Below are 15,601 nucleotides of genomic sequence, written 5' to 3'. Positions count from 1 at the left end.
AACCTGAATACTGTATAAACAGCCACTATTGTGGCACTTTCCAGGCCGGTGGGCAAAGTAAAAGCCCGGCTTTTCGGCCGGGCTCGCAAATTACTCTGCAATCTTACGCGGACGGCGGCGACGCGGTTTTTCGCTGGTCGGTTTGTCGTCCTGACGGCGCGGCGCTTTTGGTTTCGCGCTGCCGCCATCGTTGCGGCGCGGTTGCTGTTGTTCGCGCCCGGACGCCTGGCCCTGACCGCGACCACCGCGCCCCTGACGACCATTCTGGATAGGTTCCGCTTTGATGGACGGATCCGGTTCGAAGCCCGGCAGAGCAATGCGCGGGATCTCTTTTTTCAGCAGACGTTCGATATCGCGCAGCAGTTTATGCTCATCAACACACACCAGCGACAGCGCTTCGCCGGTGGCCGCCGCGCGACCAGTACGACCAATACGGTGCACATAATCTTCCGGGACGTTTGGCAGTTCGTAGTTCACCACATGCGGCAGTTCTTCAATGTCGAGACCACGCGCGGCGATGTCTGTCGCCACCAGCACACGGAGGTCGCCGGATTTAAAATCCGCCAGCGCGCGGGTACGCGCCCCCTGGCTTTTGTTGCCGTGGATCGCCGCACTGCGGATACCATCTTTATTCAGTTGCTCCGCCAGATGGTTAGCGCCATGTTTGGTACGGGTGAAGACCAGCACCTGTTGCCAGTTGCCCTGACCAATCATCAGCGACAACAGTTCCCGCTTGCGTTTCTTATCGACAAAATGGACGTGCTGCGTTACCTGCTCAGAGGCGGTGTTGCGGCGCGCCACTTCGATTTCCAGCGGATTGCGCAGCAGTTTTTCAGCAAGGGCTTTGATATCGTCAGAGAACGTCGCGGAGAACAGCAGGTTCTGACGCTTCGGCGGCAGTTTCGCCAGCACGCGGCGGATATCATGGATGAAGCCCATATCCAGCATGCGATCGGCTTCGTCGAGGACAAGTATTTCAATGCTGTCGAGTTTCAGCGCATTCTGATGCTCGAGATCAAGCAGACGCCCGGGCGTGGCCACCAGCACATCAACGCCGCCGCGCAGTTTCATCATCTGCGGGTTAATGCTGACGCCGCCGAACACCACCAGCGAGCGGATATTAAGGTATTTACTGTACTCACGCACATTCTCGCCCACCTGCGCGGCCAGCTCGCGGGTTGGGGTCAGGATCAGCGCACGGATCGGGCGACGCCCTTTGGCGTGAGGTTCTTTGGAAATTAAGTGCTGCAACAGCGGTAAGGTAAAACCGGCGGTTTTCCCGGTGCCGGTTTGGGCGCTGGCCATCAGGTCACGGCCTTCCAGCACCGCAGGGATCGCCTGCTTCTGGATAGGGGTAGGCTCGCGGTAACCCTGCTCTGCAACAGCGCGCAGGATTTCCGGATTCAGGCCAAGGGTATCAAACGACATAACAACTCCGCACCGCCCCGACCATTGCAGGTGTAGTTTTCAGGGTGATAGTAAACAAGCAGATGACAAAAACCACAATGTCAGAAAGAGGCGGAGTGTAGCAGCTTTTGTGACGTAGCGCATAAATTATCCCTTCATGTCGAAAGCCTCCCCGCCAGACTGGACAAGGTGCAAAAACAGACATAATCTTAATCAATCGATTGATTAATTTTTTGGTATGCGATGAATACCACTCCCACCACCAGCAAAGGTGAACAGGCCAGAAGCCAGCTGATTGCCGCCGCCATCGCCCAGTTTGGCGAGTATGGACTGAACGCGACCACCCGTGAGATTGCCGCGCAGGCCGGGCATAATATTGCCGCTATCACCTATTATTTTGGCTCGAAAGAAGACCTTTACCTCGCCTGCGCCCAGTGGATCGCTGATTTTATCGGCGGGAATTTCCGCCCGCACGCTGAAGCCGCCGAAAAATTGCTGGCGCAGCCCACACCGGATAAAACCGCCATCCGTGCACTGATCCTCAGTGCCTGCAGGAATATGATCCTGCTGCTGACCCGTGACGAAACGGTGAACCTGAGCAAATTTATCTCCCGCGAACAGTTGTCACCAACGCAGGCGTATCAGTTGATTCACGATCAGGTAATTTCCCCGCTGCACAGTCATTTCACACGGCTTATCGCGGCGTACACTGGTTGCGACGCCAGCCAGACCGAGACCATTTTGCACACCCACGCATTGCTCGGTGAAGTGCTCGCTTTCCGTCTCGGGAAGGAGACTATTCTGTTGCGTACCGGCTGGGCGCAGTTTGATGAGCAAAAAACAGAACAGATCTACCAGGTCATCACCAGCCATCTCGATTTTATCCTGCAAGGTTTAACGCAAAGGAGTCTGACGTCATGAAGAAGCCTGTGGTCATCGCGCTGGTTGTCGCGGTGGTGGTCGCTGTCATCGGAGCGGGCACTGCGTGGTACCAGAGTCGTCAGGATCAAGCCCTGACCCTCTACGGCAATGTGGATATTCGCACCGTCAATATGAGCTTCCGTGTCGGAGGTCGTCTGCAGGCGCTACAGGTTGATGAAGGCGACGCGATCAAAGCCGGACAGACGCTCGGCGAGCTTGACCGCGCGCCTTATGAAAACGCGCTGATGCAGGCGAAAGCGAACGTCTCCACCGCACAGGCGCAATATGATCTGATGATGGCGGGCTATCGCGCCGAAGAGATAGCCCAGGCAGCGGCGGCCATGCGTCAGGCACAGGCAGCGTATGATTACGCGCAGAATTTCTACCAGCGTCAGCAGGGATTGTGGAAAAGCCGCACCATTTCCGCCAACGATCTGGAAAATGCCCGTTCATCGCGCGATCAGGCGCAGGCCAGTCTGAAATCCGCGCAGGACAAACTCAGCCAGTACCGGGCCGGCAACCGTCCGCAGGAAATCGCCCAGGCGAAAGCGAATCTGGAACAGGCGCAGGCGCAACTGGCGCAATCACAACTGGATTTGCATGACACCACGCTGGTCGCGCCGTCGGACGGCACGTTGCTTACCCGCGCCGTCGAGCCGGGCAGCATGCTCAACGCGGGCAGTACCGTACTGACGCTCTCTCTGACGCGTCCGGTGTGGGTGCGGGCGTATATCGATGAGAAAAATCTAAACCAGGCGCAACCGGGCCGAGAACTGCTGCTCTATACCGATGGTCGTCCGGACAAGCCCTATCACGGCAAAATCGGTTTCGTCTCGCCGACCGCTGAATTTACCCCGAAAACCGTGGAAACACCGGATCTGCGTACCGACCTGGTGTATCGCCTGCGCATCATCGTGACGGACGCCGACGACGCGCTGCGTCAGGGGATGCCCGTTACCGTCCGTTTCCCTGACGGAGAGTAAGATGACGGAGGCGGTGATTACCCTCAACGGGCTGGTCAAGCGTTTCGCGGGCATGGATAAACCCGCCGTGGCGCGACTGGACTGCACCCTTCATGCCGGCTATGTCACCGGGCTGGTCGGCCCTGACGGTGCCGGGAAAACCACCCTGATGCGCATGCTCGCCGGTCTGCTGAAGCCCGACGAAGGCAGCGCGTCGGTGCTGGGGTTCGATCCGGTGAAAGATGACCGCGCGTTGCATGCGGTGCTCGGCTACATGCCGCAGAAATTTGGCCTGTATGAAGATTTGACAGTAATGGAAAACCTCACCCTGTATGCCGATCTGCGCAGCGTGGTGGGGGAAACCCGAGAGAAAACCTTTGCCCGATTACTGGAATTTACCTCGCTGGGACCGTTTACCGAACGGCTGGCCGGAAAGCTCTCCGGTGGCATGAAACAGAAACTGGGGCTGGCCTGTACGCTGGTCGGCGAGCCGAAAGTACTGCTGCTCGATGAGCCGGGCGTCGGCGTTGACCCTATCTCCCGCCGCGAATTGTGGCAGATGGTGCATGAGCTGGCAGGCGACGGCATGCTGATCCTCTGGAGCACCTCCTATCTCGACGAAGCTGAACAGTGTCGCGATGTGTTGCTGATGAACGAAGGCGAAATGCTGTGGCAGGGCGAGCCGACGGCGCTGACGCAAACCATGGCCGGGCGCAGCTTTCTGATGCACAGCCAGCAGCTTAATAACCGCCAGTTGCTGCAACGCGCCCTCACCCTGCCGCAGGTCAGTGATGGCGTGATCCAGGGGAAATCGGTACGCCTTATCCTGAAAAAAGAGGCCAGTACCGACGACGTGCTTTCTGCGCCTGGCATGCCGTCATCCATTGAATTTAGCGAAACCGCGCCACGCTTTGAGGATGCTTTTATTGATTTGCTCGGCGGTGCCGCAACCTCGGAATCGCCACTCGGGGCGATCCTGCATACGGTAGACGGCGAGCCAGGTGAAACGGTAATTGAAGCCAAGGCGCTGACCAAAAAATTTGGCGATTTCGCCGCTACCGATCACGTAGATTTTGCCGTGACGCGCGGTGAAATTTTCGGTCTGCTCGGCCCCAACGGCGCTGGAAAATCCACCACCTTTAAGATGATGTGCGGCCTGCTGGTGCCAACCTCCGGCAAAGCGCTGGTGCTGGATATGGATCTCAAAGTCAGCTCCGGCAAAGCCCGTCAACACCTCGGCTATATGGCACAAAAATTCTCGCTTTATGGCAATCTGACCGTCGAACAGAATCTGCGGTTCTTCTCCGGCGTGTATGGTCTGCGCGGAAAAGCGCAGGATGAAAAAATCGCCCGTATGAGCGACGCCTTCGGCCTGAAAAACATCGCCAGTCACACCACCGATTCCCTGCCCCTCGGCTTTAAGCAGCGGCTGGCGCTGGCCTGCTCGCTGATGCATGAGCCGGATATTCTGTTCCTTGATGAGCCCACCTCCGGCGTCGATCCCCTCACCCGCCGCGAGTTCTGGCTGCACATCAACAGCATGGTGGAGAAAGGCGTGACGGTGATGGTCACCACCCACTTTATGGATGAGGCAGAATACTGTGACCGTATCGGGCTGGTGTATCGCGGCAAGCTTATCGCCAGCGGCACGCCGGATGACTTAAAAGCGAAGGCTGCCGACGACAGCACACCGGATCCGACCATGGAGCAGGCTTTTATCACCCTGATCCACGACTGGGATAAGGAAAACGCCGATGCCCAATAGCAGCATGATTTCCTGGCGGCGCGTACGCGCACTGTGTGTGAAAGAGACGCGGCAAATCGTTCGTGACCCGAGCAGCTGGCTGATTGCGGTGGTGATCCCGCTGATGCTGCTGTTCATCTTCGGCTACGGCATTAACCTTGATTCCAGCAAGTTGCGCATCGGGATTTTGCTCGAACAGCAAAGCAACGAGGCGCTCGATTTTACCCACGCCATGACGGGTTCGCCTTATATCGACGCTACCATCAGCGATAACCGCCAGGCGTTGATTCAGAAAATGCAGGCCGGGCAGATCCGTGGTCTGATAGTGATCCCGGTGGATTTTGCCGCGAAGATGGCGCGGGACAACGACACGGCGCCCATTCAGGTGATCACCGATGGCAGCGAACCGAATACCGCAAACTTTGTGCAGGGCTATGCCGAGGGGATCTGGCAGCTCTGGCAGCATCAGCGCGCGGAAGACAGAGGGGAAAGTTTTGAACCGCTGATTGACGTTCAGACGCGCTACTGGTTTAACCCGGCCGCCATCAGCCAGCATTTTATCATTCCTGGCGCGGTGACCATCATCATGACGGTCATCGGCGCCATTCTGACCTCGCTGGTGGTGGCGCGTGAATGGGAGCGCGGCACCATGGAGGCACTGCTCTCCACCGAAGTAACGCGGGTTGAACTGCTGCTGTGTAAGCTCATTCCCTACTATTTCCTCGGCATGCTGGCGATGCTGCTGTGCATGCTGGTGTCGGTATTTATTCTCGGCGTGCCATATCGTGGCTCGCTGCTGGTGCTGTTTTTGATCACCAGTCTGTTTTTGCTCAGCACGCTGGGCATGGGGCTGCTGATTTCCACCATCACCCGCAACCAGTTTAACGCGGCCCAGGTGGCGCTCAACGCGGCGTTTCTGCCGTCGATTATGCTGTCCGGTTTTATTTTCCAGATAGACAGCATGCCCGCGGTGATCCGCGCGGTGACCTATATTATCCCGGCGCGTTACTTCGTCAGCACGCTGCAAAGCCTGTTTCTGGCGGGGAATATCCCCATTGTGTTGTTGGTTAACGTGCTGTTTTTGATTGCCTCGGCGACGATGTTTATCGGCCTGACATGGCTGAAAACCAAACGGCGACTGGACTAAAAGGGGCGACGAGATGTTACATCGTTTATGGACGTTAATTCGTAAAGAGCTGCAATCTCTGCTGCGCGAGCCGCAGACCCGGGCGATTCTGATTTTTCCGGTGTTGATTCAGGTATTGCTGTTCCCCTTCGCGGCGACGCTGGAAGTGACCAACGCCACCATTGCCATCTATAACGAAGACAACGGCAAGCACGCCATCGAACTGACCCAGCGTTTCGCCCGCGCGAAAGCCTTTACGCATGTTCTGTTGTTGAAAAGTCCGCAGGAGATCCAGCCGACTATCGACACCCAGCGCGCCCTGTTACTGGTGCGTTTCCCGGCTGATTTTTCGCGCAATCTCGATACCTTCCAGCCCGCACCAATGCAGCTCATCCTCGACGGGCGTAACTCCAACAGTGCGCAGATAGCCGCTAATTATCTGCAACAAATTGTGAAGGAATATCAGCAGGAGCTCATGGAGGGCAAAGCGAAACCGAACAACAGCGAACTGGTGGTGCGCAACTGGTATAACCCGAATCTTGACTATAAATGGTTCGTAGTGCCGTCATTGATCGCCATGATCACCACCATCGGGGTGATGATAGTGACGTCGCTGTCGGTGGCGCGCGAGCGTGAGCAAGGAACGCTGGATCAGTTGCTGGTGTCGCCGCTCTCCACCTGGCAGATCTTCGTCGGTAAAGCGGTTCCGGCGCTGATTGTCGCCACGTTTCAGGCAAGCATTGTGCTGGCAGTGGGTATCTGGGCCTATCAGATCCCGTTCGCCGGATCGCTGCTGCTGTTTTATTTCACAATGGTGATTTACGGGTTGTCGCTGGTGGGGTTTGGCCTGCTGATCTCATCACTTTGCTCAACCCAGCAACAGGCGTTTATCGGTGTGTTCGTCTTTATGATGCCGGCCATTTTGCTGTCGGGATATGTATCGCCGGTGGAGAATATGCCGGTCTGGCTGCAGGATCTGACGTGGATAAACCCCATCCGCCACTTTACGGATATCACCAAGCAGATCTACCTGAAAGATGCGAGTCTGGAAATTGTCTGGGGAAGTTTGTGGCCGCTACTGGTGATAGCAGCCACGACGGGCTCAGTGGCGTACGCGATGTTTCGGCGGAAGATCCTCTAGCGAAGTCTTCTCTTTCGCCAGTAATGACACCACGGCAGGGCCAGCAAGGATAACGGCACCTGCCATCGCTAACAGCAGGTTATTGTGCAGCACACGTGACAGCAGCCACAGCGCAATCATCGCCGCACCAAAGTACCAGGTGGTGGTGAGCTCTTCGAGCACATCACCCACATTACGCCAGCGTTCTTCCTGGTGACGCTGCAAAAAGAGCATCATCACCACCGTCACGCCGTACAACACGCACAGGCCTAAACCGACACGAACCAGCGCGCCGCTTGTCCATCCCATGACCAGTACCGCCACAACCAGCAAATGCAACATTATCTGCCAGCAACTGAGGCCAGTTGTGACACGAACGCGTTGTTGCCACTTCATGGCTTCTCTCCTGGAATATTTTCAACGGATTATTCAGAGTACCGCACTTTACGGAAAATTCCGTTACACCGCATCTTTTTGTGACGCCGACTACACTATTTCAATCAGGAAAGTGACGTTGACGGGAGAATCATGACGCAACAAACACAACAATTTTCAATAAAAGTGCTCACGATTAACACACATAAAGGCTTTACGGCGTTAAACCGCCGCTTCATTTTGCCTGAGCTAAGAGACGCGGTGCGCACCGTCAGCGCGGATATCGTCTGCCTGCAGGAGGTGCTCGGCGCGCATGAGGTGCACCCGCTGCATGTGGAGAACTGGCCTGACACCAGCCACTATGAATTCCTCGCCGACACCATGTGGAGCGACTTTGCCTACGGTCGCAACGCCGTCTACCCGGAAGGTCACCATGGTAACGCCGTACTGTCACGCTACCCCATATCCCGGTATGAAAATCTGGATATCTCAGTCGGCGAAAGCGAAAAGCGCGGCGTTTTGCATTGCCAGATAGCGCCACCCGACCTTGATCACCCTATCCATATTTTGTGCGTGCACCTTGGCCTGAAAGAGATCCATCGCCAGCAGCAGCTTTCTCTGCTTTCGGATTACGTCAATAAGTTGCCGGAAGGCCATCCTGTGGTGGTGGCGGGTGATTTCAACGACTGGCGGCAGCGGGCGAATCATCCGTTGAAAGTCCAGGCGGGGCTGGAAGAGATTTTTACCCGCGCCACCGGGCGCCCGGCGCGAACCTTCCCTGTTCGTTTTCCTCTGCTCCGCCTCGACCGTATTTACGTGAAAAACGCCAGCGCCTCCAGCCCCACGGCGCTGGCGCTCAGCAACTGGCGACATCTGTCCGATCATGCCCCCCTCAGTGCGGAGATCCATCTATGAAATGTAGTTGGCGCGACGGCAACCGTATCGAGCTGCTGGAAAATGGTGATAACTATTACCCCGCCCTGTTTCACGCTATCGATCAGGCGGAAAGCAAAGTCATCCTCGAAACCTTTATCTGGTTTGAAGACGAGGTGGGTAAACAACTGCACAGCGTTCTGTTGCGCGCCGCACAACGCGGCATTCAGGTCGAAGTGCTACTCGATGGCTACGGTTCGCCGGATCTCAGCGATGATTTCGTTGAAACGCTGACTTCTGCAGGCGTCATTTTCCGTTATTACGATCCGCGTCCACGATTGTTCGGCATGCGCACCAACCTGTTCCGCCGCATGCACCGCAAGATTGTGGTCATCGACACCACCGTCGCGTTTATTGGCGGCATCAACTACTCTGCAGAACACATGACCGACTACGGTCCGGAGGCGAAACAGGATTACGCCGTGCGGGTGGAAGGACCAGTGGTGCTTGACATTGTACAGTTTGAACTGGAAAACCTGCCGGGCAACGAAACACTGCGCCGCTGGTGGAAACGCCGCACCCGTGCGGAAGAAAACCGCACGCCTGGCGAGGCGCAGGCGCTGTTCGTCTGGCGCGACAACGGCGAGCATCGTGACGATATCGAACGCCACTACCTGAAAATGCTGGCCAACGCGCGCCGCGAAGTGATTATTGCTAACGCCTATTTCTTCCCTGGTTACCGCCTGTTGCACGCCATGCGCAATGCGGCACGGCGCGGCGTCAGCGTAAAGCTCATTGTGCAGGGCGAGCCGGATATGCCTATCGTCAAGGTTGGTGCACGGTTGCTGTATAACTATCTGGTAAAAGGCGGTGTGCAGGTTTATGAGTATCGCCGCCGTCCGCTGCACGGTAAGGTCGCACTGATGGACGATCACTGGGCGACGGTCGGCTCAAGCAATCTTGATCCGCTCAGCCTGTCGCTTAACCTCGAAGCCAATCTGATCATCCACGATCGGCAGTTTAATCAGACCCTGCGCGATAACTTAATGACCATTCTGCGCCAGGACTGTCGCCGGGTTGATGAATCGATGCTACCCAAACGCACCTGGTGGAACCTCGGGAAAAGCGTCGTCGCCTTCCACTTCCTGCGCCATTTCCCGGCCTGGGTCGGCTGGTTACCGGCGCATACGCCACATCTGGCGCAGGTGGAGCCGCCAGTACAACCTGAGATGGAAACGCAGGATCGAATTGATGCCGAAAATCAGGAGGTAAAATCCTGATGAGCCATTCACATCCGCGCTGGCGACAGGCGAAAAAAATCCTCACCTGGCTGTTTTTCATCGCGGTGGCGGTGTTGTTGGTGGTGTATGCCCAAAAAGTGGACTGGGGAGACGTATGGAATGTGGTGCGTAATTACAACCGCACCGCGTTTTTCAGCGCCATTGGCCTGGTTATTGTCAGTTATCTGCTCTATGGCTGCTACGACTTACTGGGGCGCGCCTACTGTGGACATAAGCTCGCGAAACGCCAGGTGATGCTGGTGTCGTTCATCTGCTACGCCTTTAACCTGACGCTCAGCACCTGGGTTGGCGGCATTGGCATGCGTTACCGGCTTTATGCCCGGCTTGGCCTGCCGGGCGCGACCATCACCCGCATCTTCTCACTCAGCATTACCACCAACTGGCTCGGCTATATCCTGCTCGGCGGGATCATTTTCACCTTCGGCGGTAGTACAGCTTCCTGATCACTGGTATATCGACGAGCAGACTCTGCGCATCCTCGGCATTGTGCTGCTGGTCATTATCGTCATTTATCTCTCGGCCTGCGCTTTCGCCCGTCGCCGCAGTCTGACCATCAAAAAGCAAAAACTGGTGCTGCCGAAATGGCGCTTTGCGCTATTACAAATGGCGATTTCCAGCGCCAACTGGATGGTAATGGGCGCGATTATCTGGATCCTTCTTGGTCAGTCAGTCGATTACTTTTTCGTGTTAGGCGTGCTACTGGTCAGCAGTATTGCAGGGGTTATTGTCCATATTCCGGCCGGGATCGGCGTGCTGGAAGCCGTGTTTATGGCATTGCTGGCAGGCGAACATACCTCACAGGGCACGATTATTGCCGCCCTGCTCGCTTACCGCGTGCTGTATTACTTTATTCCGTTGTTGCTGGCGCTGATCTGTTATTTGTGGCTGGAGAGTCGGGCGAAGAAACTGCGGGCGAAAAATGAGAAGGCGCTGGCGAAGTGATTTCCCCCTCCCGTGCGGGAGAGGGAAACAGACATTAGCGGCGATTGCCGAAAATACGCAGCAGCATCAGGAACAGGTTGATGAAGTCAAGATACAGCGTCAGCGCACCAAGAATGGCGTACTTGCGCAGGTTGCTGCTGTCGCGGATATCAATCTGCTCACCGATGTTTTTCAGCTTCTGGGTGTCATACGCCGTCAGTCCAACAAATACGATCACCCCGATGTAGGTTACCGCCCACATCAGCGCTTCACTCTTCAGCCAGAAGTTCACCAGTGACGCCAGAATGATGCCAATCAGCGCCATAAACAGCATATTGCCGAAACCGCTGAGATCACGTCTGGTGGTGTAGCCGTAGAGGCTCATCACGCCGAACATGCCGCCGGTGACCACAAAGGTGCTGGCGATGGAGGAGTAAGTGTAAACCACAAAAATACTCGACATCGTCAGCCCGGTGAGCGCCGAATAGAGCATAAAGAGCGTCGTCGCCATGCCTGCGCTCAGGCGCTGCACCATGGCGGAAAGCGCAATCACCAGCCCCAGCTGCACGATAATCAGCCCAAAGAAGGTAATTTTGCTGGAGAAGACGAACATCATGACCGCCGGGGTGTTGGCGGCATACCAGGCGATAAACGCCGTCAGCAACAGGCCGCAGGTCATCCAGCCATACACCTGCGCCATGTACGTCTGCAGGCCGGAACGCGCCTGTACGATGGAATCCGAACGTGGGAATCGATCCATGATACTAACCTCAGAAATTGATAGTGTGTGATGGTAAGACTAACACATCCTGCACAGGCCGCGAGTGTCCCGCAACAGACTTACCAGCGTTCCGCAGCCTGTTTGTCGCTGTCACGCGATTCCACCCAGCGATCCCCTTCCGGCGTGGCTTCCCGCTTCCAGAACGGCGCGCGGGTTTTCAGGTAATCCATGATGAACTCGCCAGCCGCGAACGCGCTACTACGGTGGGCGCTGGTCACGCCAACAAAGACGATTTCTTCACCGGGCCACATTTCACCAATGCGGTGGATCACCGTCACACGACCCAGCGGCCAGCGGTGACGTGCTTCATCGACGATCTCCGCGAGGGATTTCTCGGTCATGCCGGGATAGTGCTCCAGTGTCAACGCTTTCACGCTGTCCCCCAGATTGTGATTGCGCACCTTTCCGGTAAAAGTCACCACGGCGCCGTCTTCATCACGTTCCGCCAGCCAGGAATACTCATCGCCCACGTTAAAGCGCGCGGGCTCGACGCGAATACGCGTTTCGCTCATCTCAGCCTCCGGTGACCGGTGGGAAAAATGCCACTTCATCACCGGCCGCGACCGGATGGTCAAACCCGACCAGCGTCTGATTCACCGCCGCCAGCAGTTTGCCCTCTTCCAGCGCCAACGCCCAACGATCGCCGCGCGATGCCAGATGCTGACGGACGGCTTCCACCGCCGGAAAGTCGGCGTCAATTGACAGGCTGTCGGTGCCTACCAGTTCACGCACCTGCGCAAAAAATAAGACTTTAATCATCAGTATCCACCCTGAAATCACCGGATTTGCCGCCGCTTTTCGCCAGCAGGCGAACCGGACCAATTACCATATCTTTTTGCACCGCTTTGCACATGTCGTAGATAGTCAGCGCCGCGACAGAGGCTGCCGTTAACGCTTCCATCTCCACGCCGGTTTTACCGGTCAGACGGCACAGCGACTCAATGCGTACGCGGTTGTGCTCGGGCTGCGCCAGCAAATTCACTTCCACTTTGCTGAGCATCAGCGGGTGGCATAGCGGGATAAGATCCCACGTGCGCTTCGCCGCCTGAATACCGGCAATACGCGCGGTCGCAAACACGTCGCCCTTGTGGTGGCTGCCGTCGATAATCATCGACAGCGTTTCCGGCAACATGGTGACAAACGCTTCCGCGCGTGCTTCGCGCACGGTTTCCGCTTTGGCGGAGACATCCACCATGTGCGCTTCACCGGCGGCGTTGATATGGGTCAGTTGCGACATATTCTATTTCTTTAAATGAGGATGAAAATTACAAGGACGCGTCCGCGCATCCAGTTGTGGTGCAATAATGTTTTCCCAGGCCGTGCGGCAGGCTTTGGTCGAACCTGGCATCGCAAAAATCAGGGTATTATTGGCGATACCCGCAACCGCCCGGGACTGCAGCGTGGCCGTGCCGATCTCTTCAAATGACAGCATGCGAAATACTTCGCCAAAACCTTCGATTTCGCGGTCAAACAGCGGCAGCAGCGCTTCCGGCACCTGATCGCCTTCTGTCAGCCCGGTGCCGCCGGTGATCAGCACCACCTGCACGTCATCGCTGGCGATCCAGTGCGATACCTGGGCGCGAATGGCATAGCGGTTTTCTTTCACGATCGCCTTGTCGACAATCTTGTGCCCGGCCTCGTGCGCCTCATCGCGCAGGTAATGACCGGAAGTGTCGTCCTCTTCGCCACGACGATTAGATACCGTAAGAATGGCAATACGCGTCGGAATAAATTCTGCGCTGACCTGGCTCATCATAGTCTCCCTATGTCTGATAACGATTACCCGCGTTTATCCGCCAATGTAAGACAGATTCTGGGTAATGCCGGTGTTGCCCTGATGCAGGAAATGGGTTTGCTTTTTATGTGCCAGCGCGGCGGCAATGCGGGTTTCCAGCGCCTGCTGCTGAGCATCTGACGCCAGTAAATCGCGAAGATCAACGCCGCCATCGCCAAACAGGCATAAATGCAGCTTGCCGACAGACGAGACGCGCAGCCGGTTGCAGCTGGCGCAGAAATCTTTCTCGTACGGCATGATGAGGCCGATTTCACCGTCGTAATCGGGGTGGCAAAAGACCTGTGCCGGGCCGTCGCTGTGGTGTCTGAGCTGGTGGATCCAGCCGCGTCTGAGCAGTTCATCACGCAATACCATGCCGGAAATATGGTGCTTGCGGAACAGGTCGCTGCCCTCGCCGGTTTCCATTAACTCGATAAAGCGTAGCTGGATGCGGCGTGGTTTGATCCACGCCAGAAAAGTATCGAGCTGATGATGGTTCACATCGCGCATCAGTACGGTGTTAACCTTCACTTTTTCAAAGCCTGCGGCAAAAGCGGCATCAATGCCGTCCATTACCTGCTGGAATTTATCCTGCCCGGTGATGGCATGAAACTGACGCGCGTCGAGGCTGTCGACGCTGACATTCACCGCCGTCAGGCCGGCGTCGCGCCAGGATGCGGCATCCCGCGCCAGACGGTAACCGTTGGTGGTCACCGCAATCTGGCGGATATCCTGGTTTTCGCGAACGGCCGCTATAATGTCAGTAAAATCACGACGCAACGAGGGTTCACCGCCCGTAAGACGCACTTTTTCCGTGCCGAGCGCAGAGAACGCGCGGGTCACCCGTCGCACTTCATCGACGGTCAAAAAGCCATTATTGTTGATACCGCTGGGCTTGTAGCCATCCGGCAGACAGTAGGTACAACGGAAGTTGCACACGTCAGTGATCGACAGGCGCAAGTAATAAAACTTGCGTGCAAAAGCATCAGTCAGTTGTGTGGCCATATACACCTTTCCAAATACGGGAGGCACAGTCATTTCTTCCTGTACCCTGGTGGCTTTCGCCACGGCCAGAGCGCCATATCCGGGGGACGTAGGCACAAAGGCTAGAGTGTTTTTTCTTAGCGTTATGCTAAGACTGGTATGCCGATAGTAGCGCGTCAGAACCACATTCACCAGATGCGCTTTCGCTATATAACTATATACATAGCGACATGATCGTGCATTTTTACTACAGAATACGTAAAAAACCCCCTTTTGCATTGACATGCATCATTTTAGCCCGGGCGAAATATCGTCTTTTAGAGGTAGATCAGGTATTTTATGGCACTCACTGACGGAAGGAATGGGTATGCGTACTCGCACTTTGGCGGATCTTGATCGTGTTGTCGCACTGGGCGGAGGCCATGGGCTCGGGCGCGTAATGTCCTCTCTCTCATCATTAGGCTCCCGTTTAACGGGAATTGTCACCACCACGGACAACGGCGGCTCGACCGGACGTATCCGTCGTTCCGAAGGCGGCATTGCATGGGGCGACATGCGCAACTGTCTGAACCAGTTGATCACCGAACCGAGCGTCGCTTCAGCGATGTTTGAGTATCGTTTTGGCGGTAATGGTGAACTTTCCGGCCATAACCTCGGAAATCTGATGTTAAAGGCGCTGGATCACCTGAGCGTCCGGCCTTTGGAAGCGATCAATTTAATCAGAAACCTCCTCAAGGTAGAGGCGTCGCTGATCCCGATGTCGGAAACCCCCGTCGATCTGATGGCGCTCGACGACGAAGGCCATGAAATCTACGGCGAAGTGAATATTGACCAACTGAAAACGCCGCCGAAAGAACTGATGCTCTACCCGAATGTCCCCGCGACCCGCGAAGCGGTGCAGGCCATTGCAGAAGCTGACCTGATCCTCATCGGCCCGGGCAGTTTTTATACCAGCCTGATGCCGATTTTATTAGTGGGAGAGCTGGCGCAGGCGCTACGCCGTACCCCTGCGCCGATGGTGTATATCGGTAATCTCGGCCGCGAGTTGAGCGTTGCCGCTGCCAGTCTGACACTGACCGACAAGCTTGAACTGATGGAGCACTACGTTGGCCGTAAAGTGATCGACGCGCTGGTGGTCGGCCCGAAGGTTGATGCTTCAGCCATCACCGATCGCATTGTTATCAAAGATACCCTCGAAGCCAGCGACATCCCTTATCGCCATGATCGCCACCTGTTGCACCTGGCGCTGGAAAAAGCGGTCCAGGCGCTGGGTTAATCATCCGCGTGACAAATGAATGAAGGATTTATTAAG

16 protein-coding genes, 1 pseudogene and 1 riboswitch are annotated in these 15,601 nt (G+C 56.2%); of the genes and pseudogenes, 9 read left to right on the top strand and 8 right to left on the bottom strand.

The genetic code is table 11. The features are described 5' to 3' along the window. Positions 1-90: 90 nt before the first annotated feature. Positions 91-1,428: an ATP-dependent RNA helicase RhlE gene (gene rhlE, locus GTGU_RS17270; RefSeq protein ID WP_038159835.1), complete on the bottom strand. Its 1,338-nt coding sequence runs from the start codon at positions 1,426-1,428 to the stop codon at positions 91-93. A 222-nt stretch (positions 1,429-1,650) separates the two neighbouring features. Here rhlE and cecR point away from each other — a divergent pair, with 222 nt between their 5' ends. The 5 genes from cecR to GTGU_RS17245 are packed head-to-tail and all read left to right on the top strand — an operon-like array spanning position 1,651 to position 7,301. Continuing rightward, on the top strand, positions 1,651-2,328 hold the full coding sequence (cecR, locus tag GTGU_RS17265) for a transcriptional regulator CecR (RefSeq protein ID WP_038159834.1): 678 nt from the start codon (positions 1,651-1,653) through the stop codon (positions 2,326-2,328). After that, entirely contained in the window at positions 2,325-3,311 is a 987-nt protein-coding gene (hlyD, locus tag GTGU_RS17260) for a secretion protein HlyD (protein ID WP_038159832.1), read from the top strand. Before cecR ends, hlyD begins: the two co-directional genes overlap by 4 nt. A 1-nt stretch (position 3,312) precedes the next feature. Further along, positions 3,313-5,055 (top strand): ATP-binding cassette domain-containing protein, encoded by a 1,743-nt coding sequence (locus GTGU_RS17255; protein WP_038159831.1) that lies wholly within the window; start codon positions 3,313-3,315, stop codon positions 5,053-5,055. Then, complete coding sequence (locus GTGU_RS17250; protein ID WP_038159830.1) at positions 5,045-6,181, top strand: ABC transporter permease; 1,137 nt, start codon at positions 5,045-5,047, stop codon at positions 6,179-6,181. Before GTGU_RS17255 ends, GTGU_RS17250 begins: the two co-directional genes overlap by 11 nt. Positions 6,182-6,194: 13 nt before the next feature. Beyond that, positions 6,195-7,301 (top strand): ABC transporter permease, encoded by a 1,107-nt coding sequence (locus tag GTGU_RS17245; RefSeq protein ID WP_038159829.1) that lies wholly within the window; start codon positions 6,195-6,197, stop codon positions 7,299-7,301. On the opposite strand, the gene GTGU_RS17240 is transcribed toward GTGU_RS17245, so the two are convergent. Then, positions 7,263-7,676, bottom strand: coding sequence for a YbhQ family protein (locus tag GTGU_RS17240; RefSeq protein ID WP_038159828.1), 414 nt, complete (start codon positions 7,674-7,676; stop codon positions 7,263-7,265). The two genes, GTGU_RS17245 and GTGU_RS17240, sit on opposite strands and share 39 nt — an antisense overlap. A gap of 132 nt (positions 7,677-7,808) precedes the next feature. On the opposite strand from GTGU_RS17240, the gene GTGU_RS17235 reads away from it, so the two are divergent. The 3 genes and pseudogenes from GTGU_RS17235 to GTGU_RS17225 all read left to right on the top strand — a co-directional run bounded on the left by GTGU_RS17235 (position 7,809) and on the right by GTGU_RS17225 (position 10,771). Continuing rightward, positions 7,809-8,570, top strand: a complete 762-nt coding sequence (locus GTGU_RS17235) for an endonuclease/exonuclease/phosphatase family protein (protein ID WP_038159827.1) — start codon at positions 7,809-7,811, stop codon at positions 8,568-8,570. After that, complete coding sequence (clsB, locus tag GTGU_RS17230; RefSeq protein WP_038159826.1) at positions 8,567-9,808, top strand: cardiolipin synthase ClsB; 1,242 nt, start codon at positions 8,567-8,569, stop codon at positions 9,806-9,808. The genes GTGU_RS17235 and clsB overlap by 4 nt, the downstream gene beginning before the upstream one ends. Next, positions 9,808-10,771, top strand: a pseudogene (locus GTGU_RS17225) (lysylphosphatidylglycerol synthase domain-containing protein). The gene clsB and the pseudogene GTGU_RS17225 overlap by 1 nt, the downstream one beginning before the upstream one ends. A gap of 34 nt (positions 10,772-10,805) precedes the next feature. Here GTGU_RS17225 and GTGU_RS17220 read toward each other — a convergent pair. The 6 genes from GTGU_RS17220 to moaA form a co-directional block, all read right to left on the bottom strand. Further along, positions 10,806-11,510: a Bax inhibitor-1/YccA family protein gene (locus GTGU_RS17220; protein WP_038159825.1), complete on the bottom strand. Its 705-nt coding sequence runs from the start codon at positions 11,508-11,510 to the stop codon at positions 10,806-10,808. 80 nt (positions 11,511-11,590) lie between these two features. Continuing rightward, the gene (gene moaE / locus GTGU_RS17215; protein WP_038159824.1) at positions 11,591-12,043 is read right to left on the bottom strand and encodes a molybdopterin synthase catalytic subunit MoaE; all 453 of its coding nucleotides are present in this window, start codon (positions 12,041-12,043) and stop codon (positions 11,591-11,593) included. A gap of 1 nt (position 12,044) precedes the next feature. Then, positions 12,045-12,290 (bottom strand): molybdopterin synthase sulfur carrier subunit, encoded by a 246-nt coding sequence (gene moaD / locus GTGU_RS17210; protein WP_038159823.1) that lies wholly within the window; start codon positions 12,288-12,290, stop codon positions 12,045-12,047. Beyond that, on the bottom strand, positions 12,283-12,768 hold the full coding sequence (gene moaC, locus GTGU_RS17205; protein ID WP_038159822.1) for a cyclic pyranopterin monophosphate synthase MoaC: 486 nt from the start codon (positions 12,766-12,768) through the stop codon (positions 12,283-12,285). The genes moaD and moaC overlap by 8 nt, the downstream gene beginning before the upstream one ends. 3 nt (positions 12,769-12,771) lie before the next feature. Next, positions 12,772-13,284: a molybdenum cofactor biosynthesis protein B gene (gene moaB / locus GTGU_RS17200; protein WP_038159821.1), complete on the bottom strand. Its 513-nt coding sequence runs from the start codon at positions 13,282-13,284 to the stop codon at positions 12,772-12,774. A gap of 36 nt (positions 13,285-13,320) precedes the next feature. Then, positions 13,321-14,310 carry a GTP 3',8-cyclase MoaA gene (moaA, locus tag GTGU_RS17195; RefSeq protein WP_156964205.1) on the bottom strand — a complete coding sequence of 330 codons (990 nt, stop codon included), beginning with the start codon at positions 14,308-14,310 and terminating at the stop codon, positions 13,321-13,323. Continuing rightward, positions 14,298-14,431, bottom strand: a riboswitch (molybdenum cofactor riboswitch). Its footprint overlaps the gene before it by 13 nt. Positions 14,432-14,656: 225 nt before the next feature. Here moaA and yvcK point away from each other — a divergent pair. Continuing rightward, positions 14,657-15,565, top strand: a complete 909-nt coding sequence (yvcK, locus tag GTGU_RS17190; protein WP_038159819.1) for a uridine diphosphate-N-acetylglucosamine-binding protein YvcK — start codon at positions 14,657-14,659, stop codon at positions 15,563-15,565. The last annotated feature ends 36 nt before the right edge of the window (positions 15,566-15,601 follow it).

This window comes from Trabulsiella guamensis ATCC 49490, from assembly GCF_000734965.1.
Classification (GTDB): Bacteria; Pseudomonadota; Gammaproteobacteria; order Enterobacterales; family Enterobacteriaceae; genus Trabulsiella; species Trabulsiella guamensis.
This window is presented reverse-complemented; position numbering and strand designations above follow the sequence as displayed.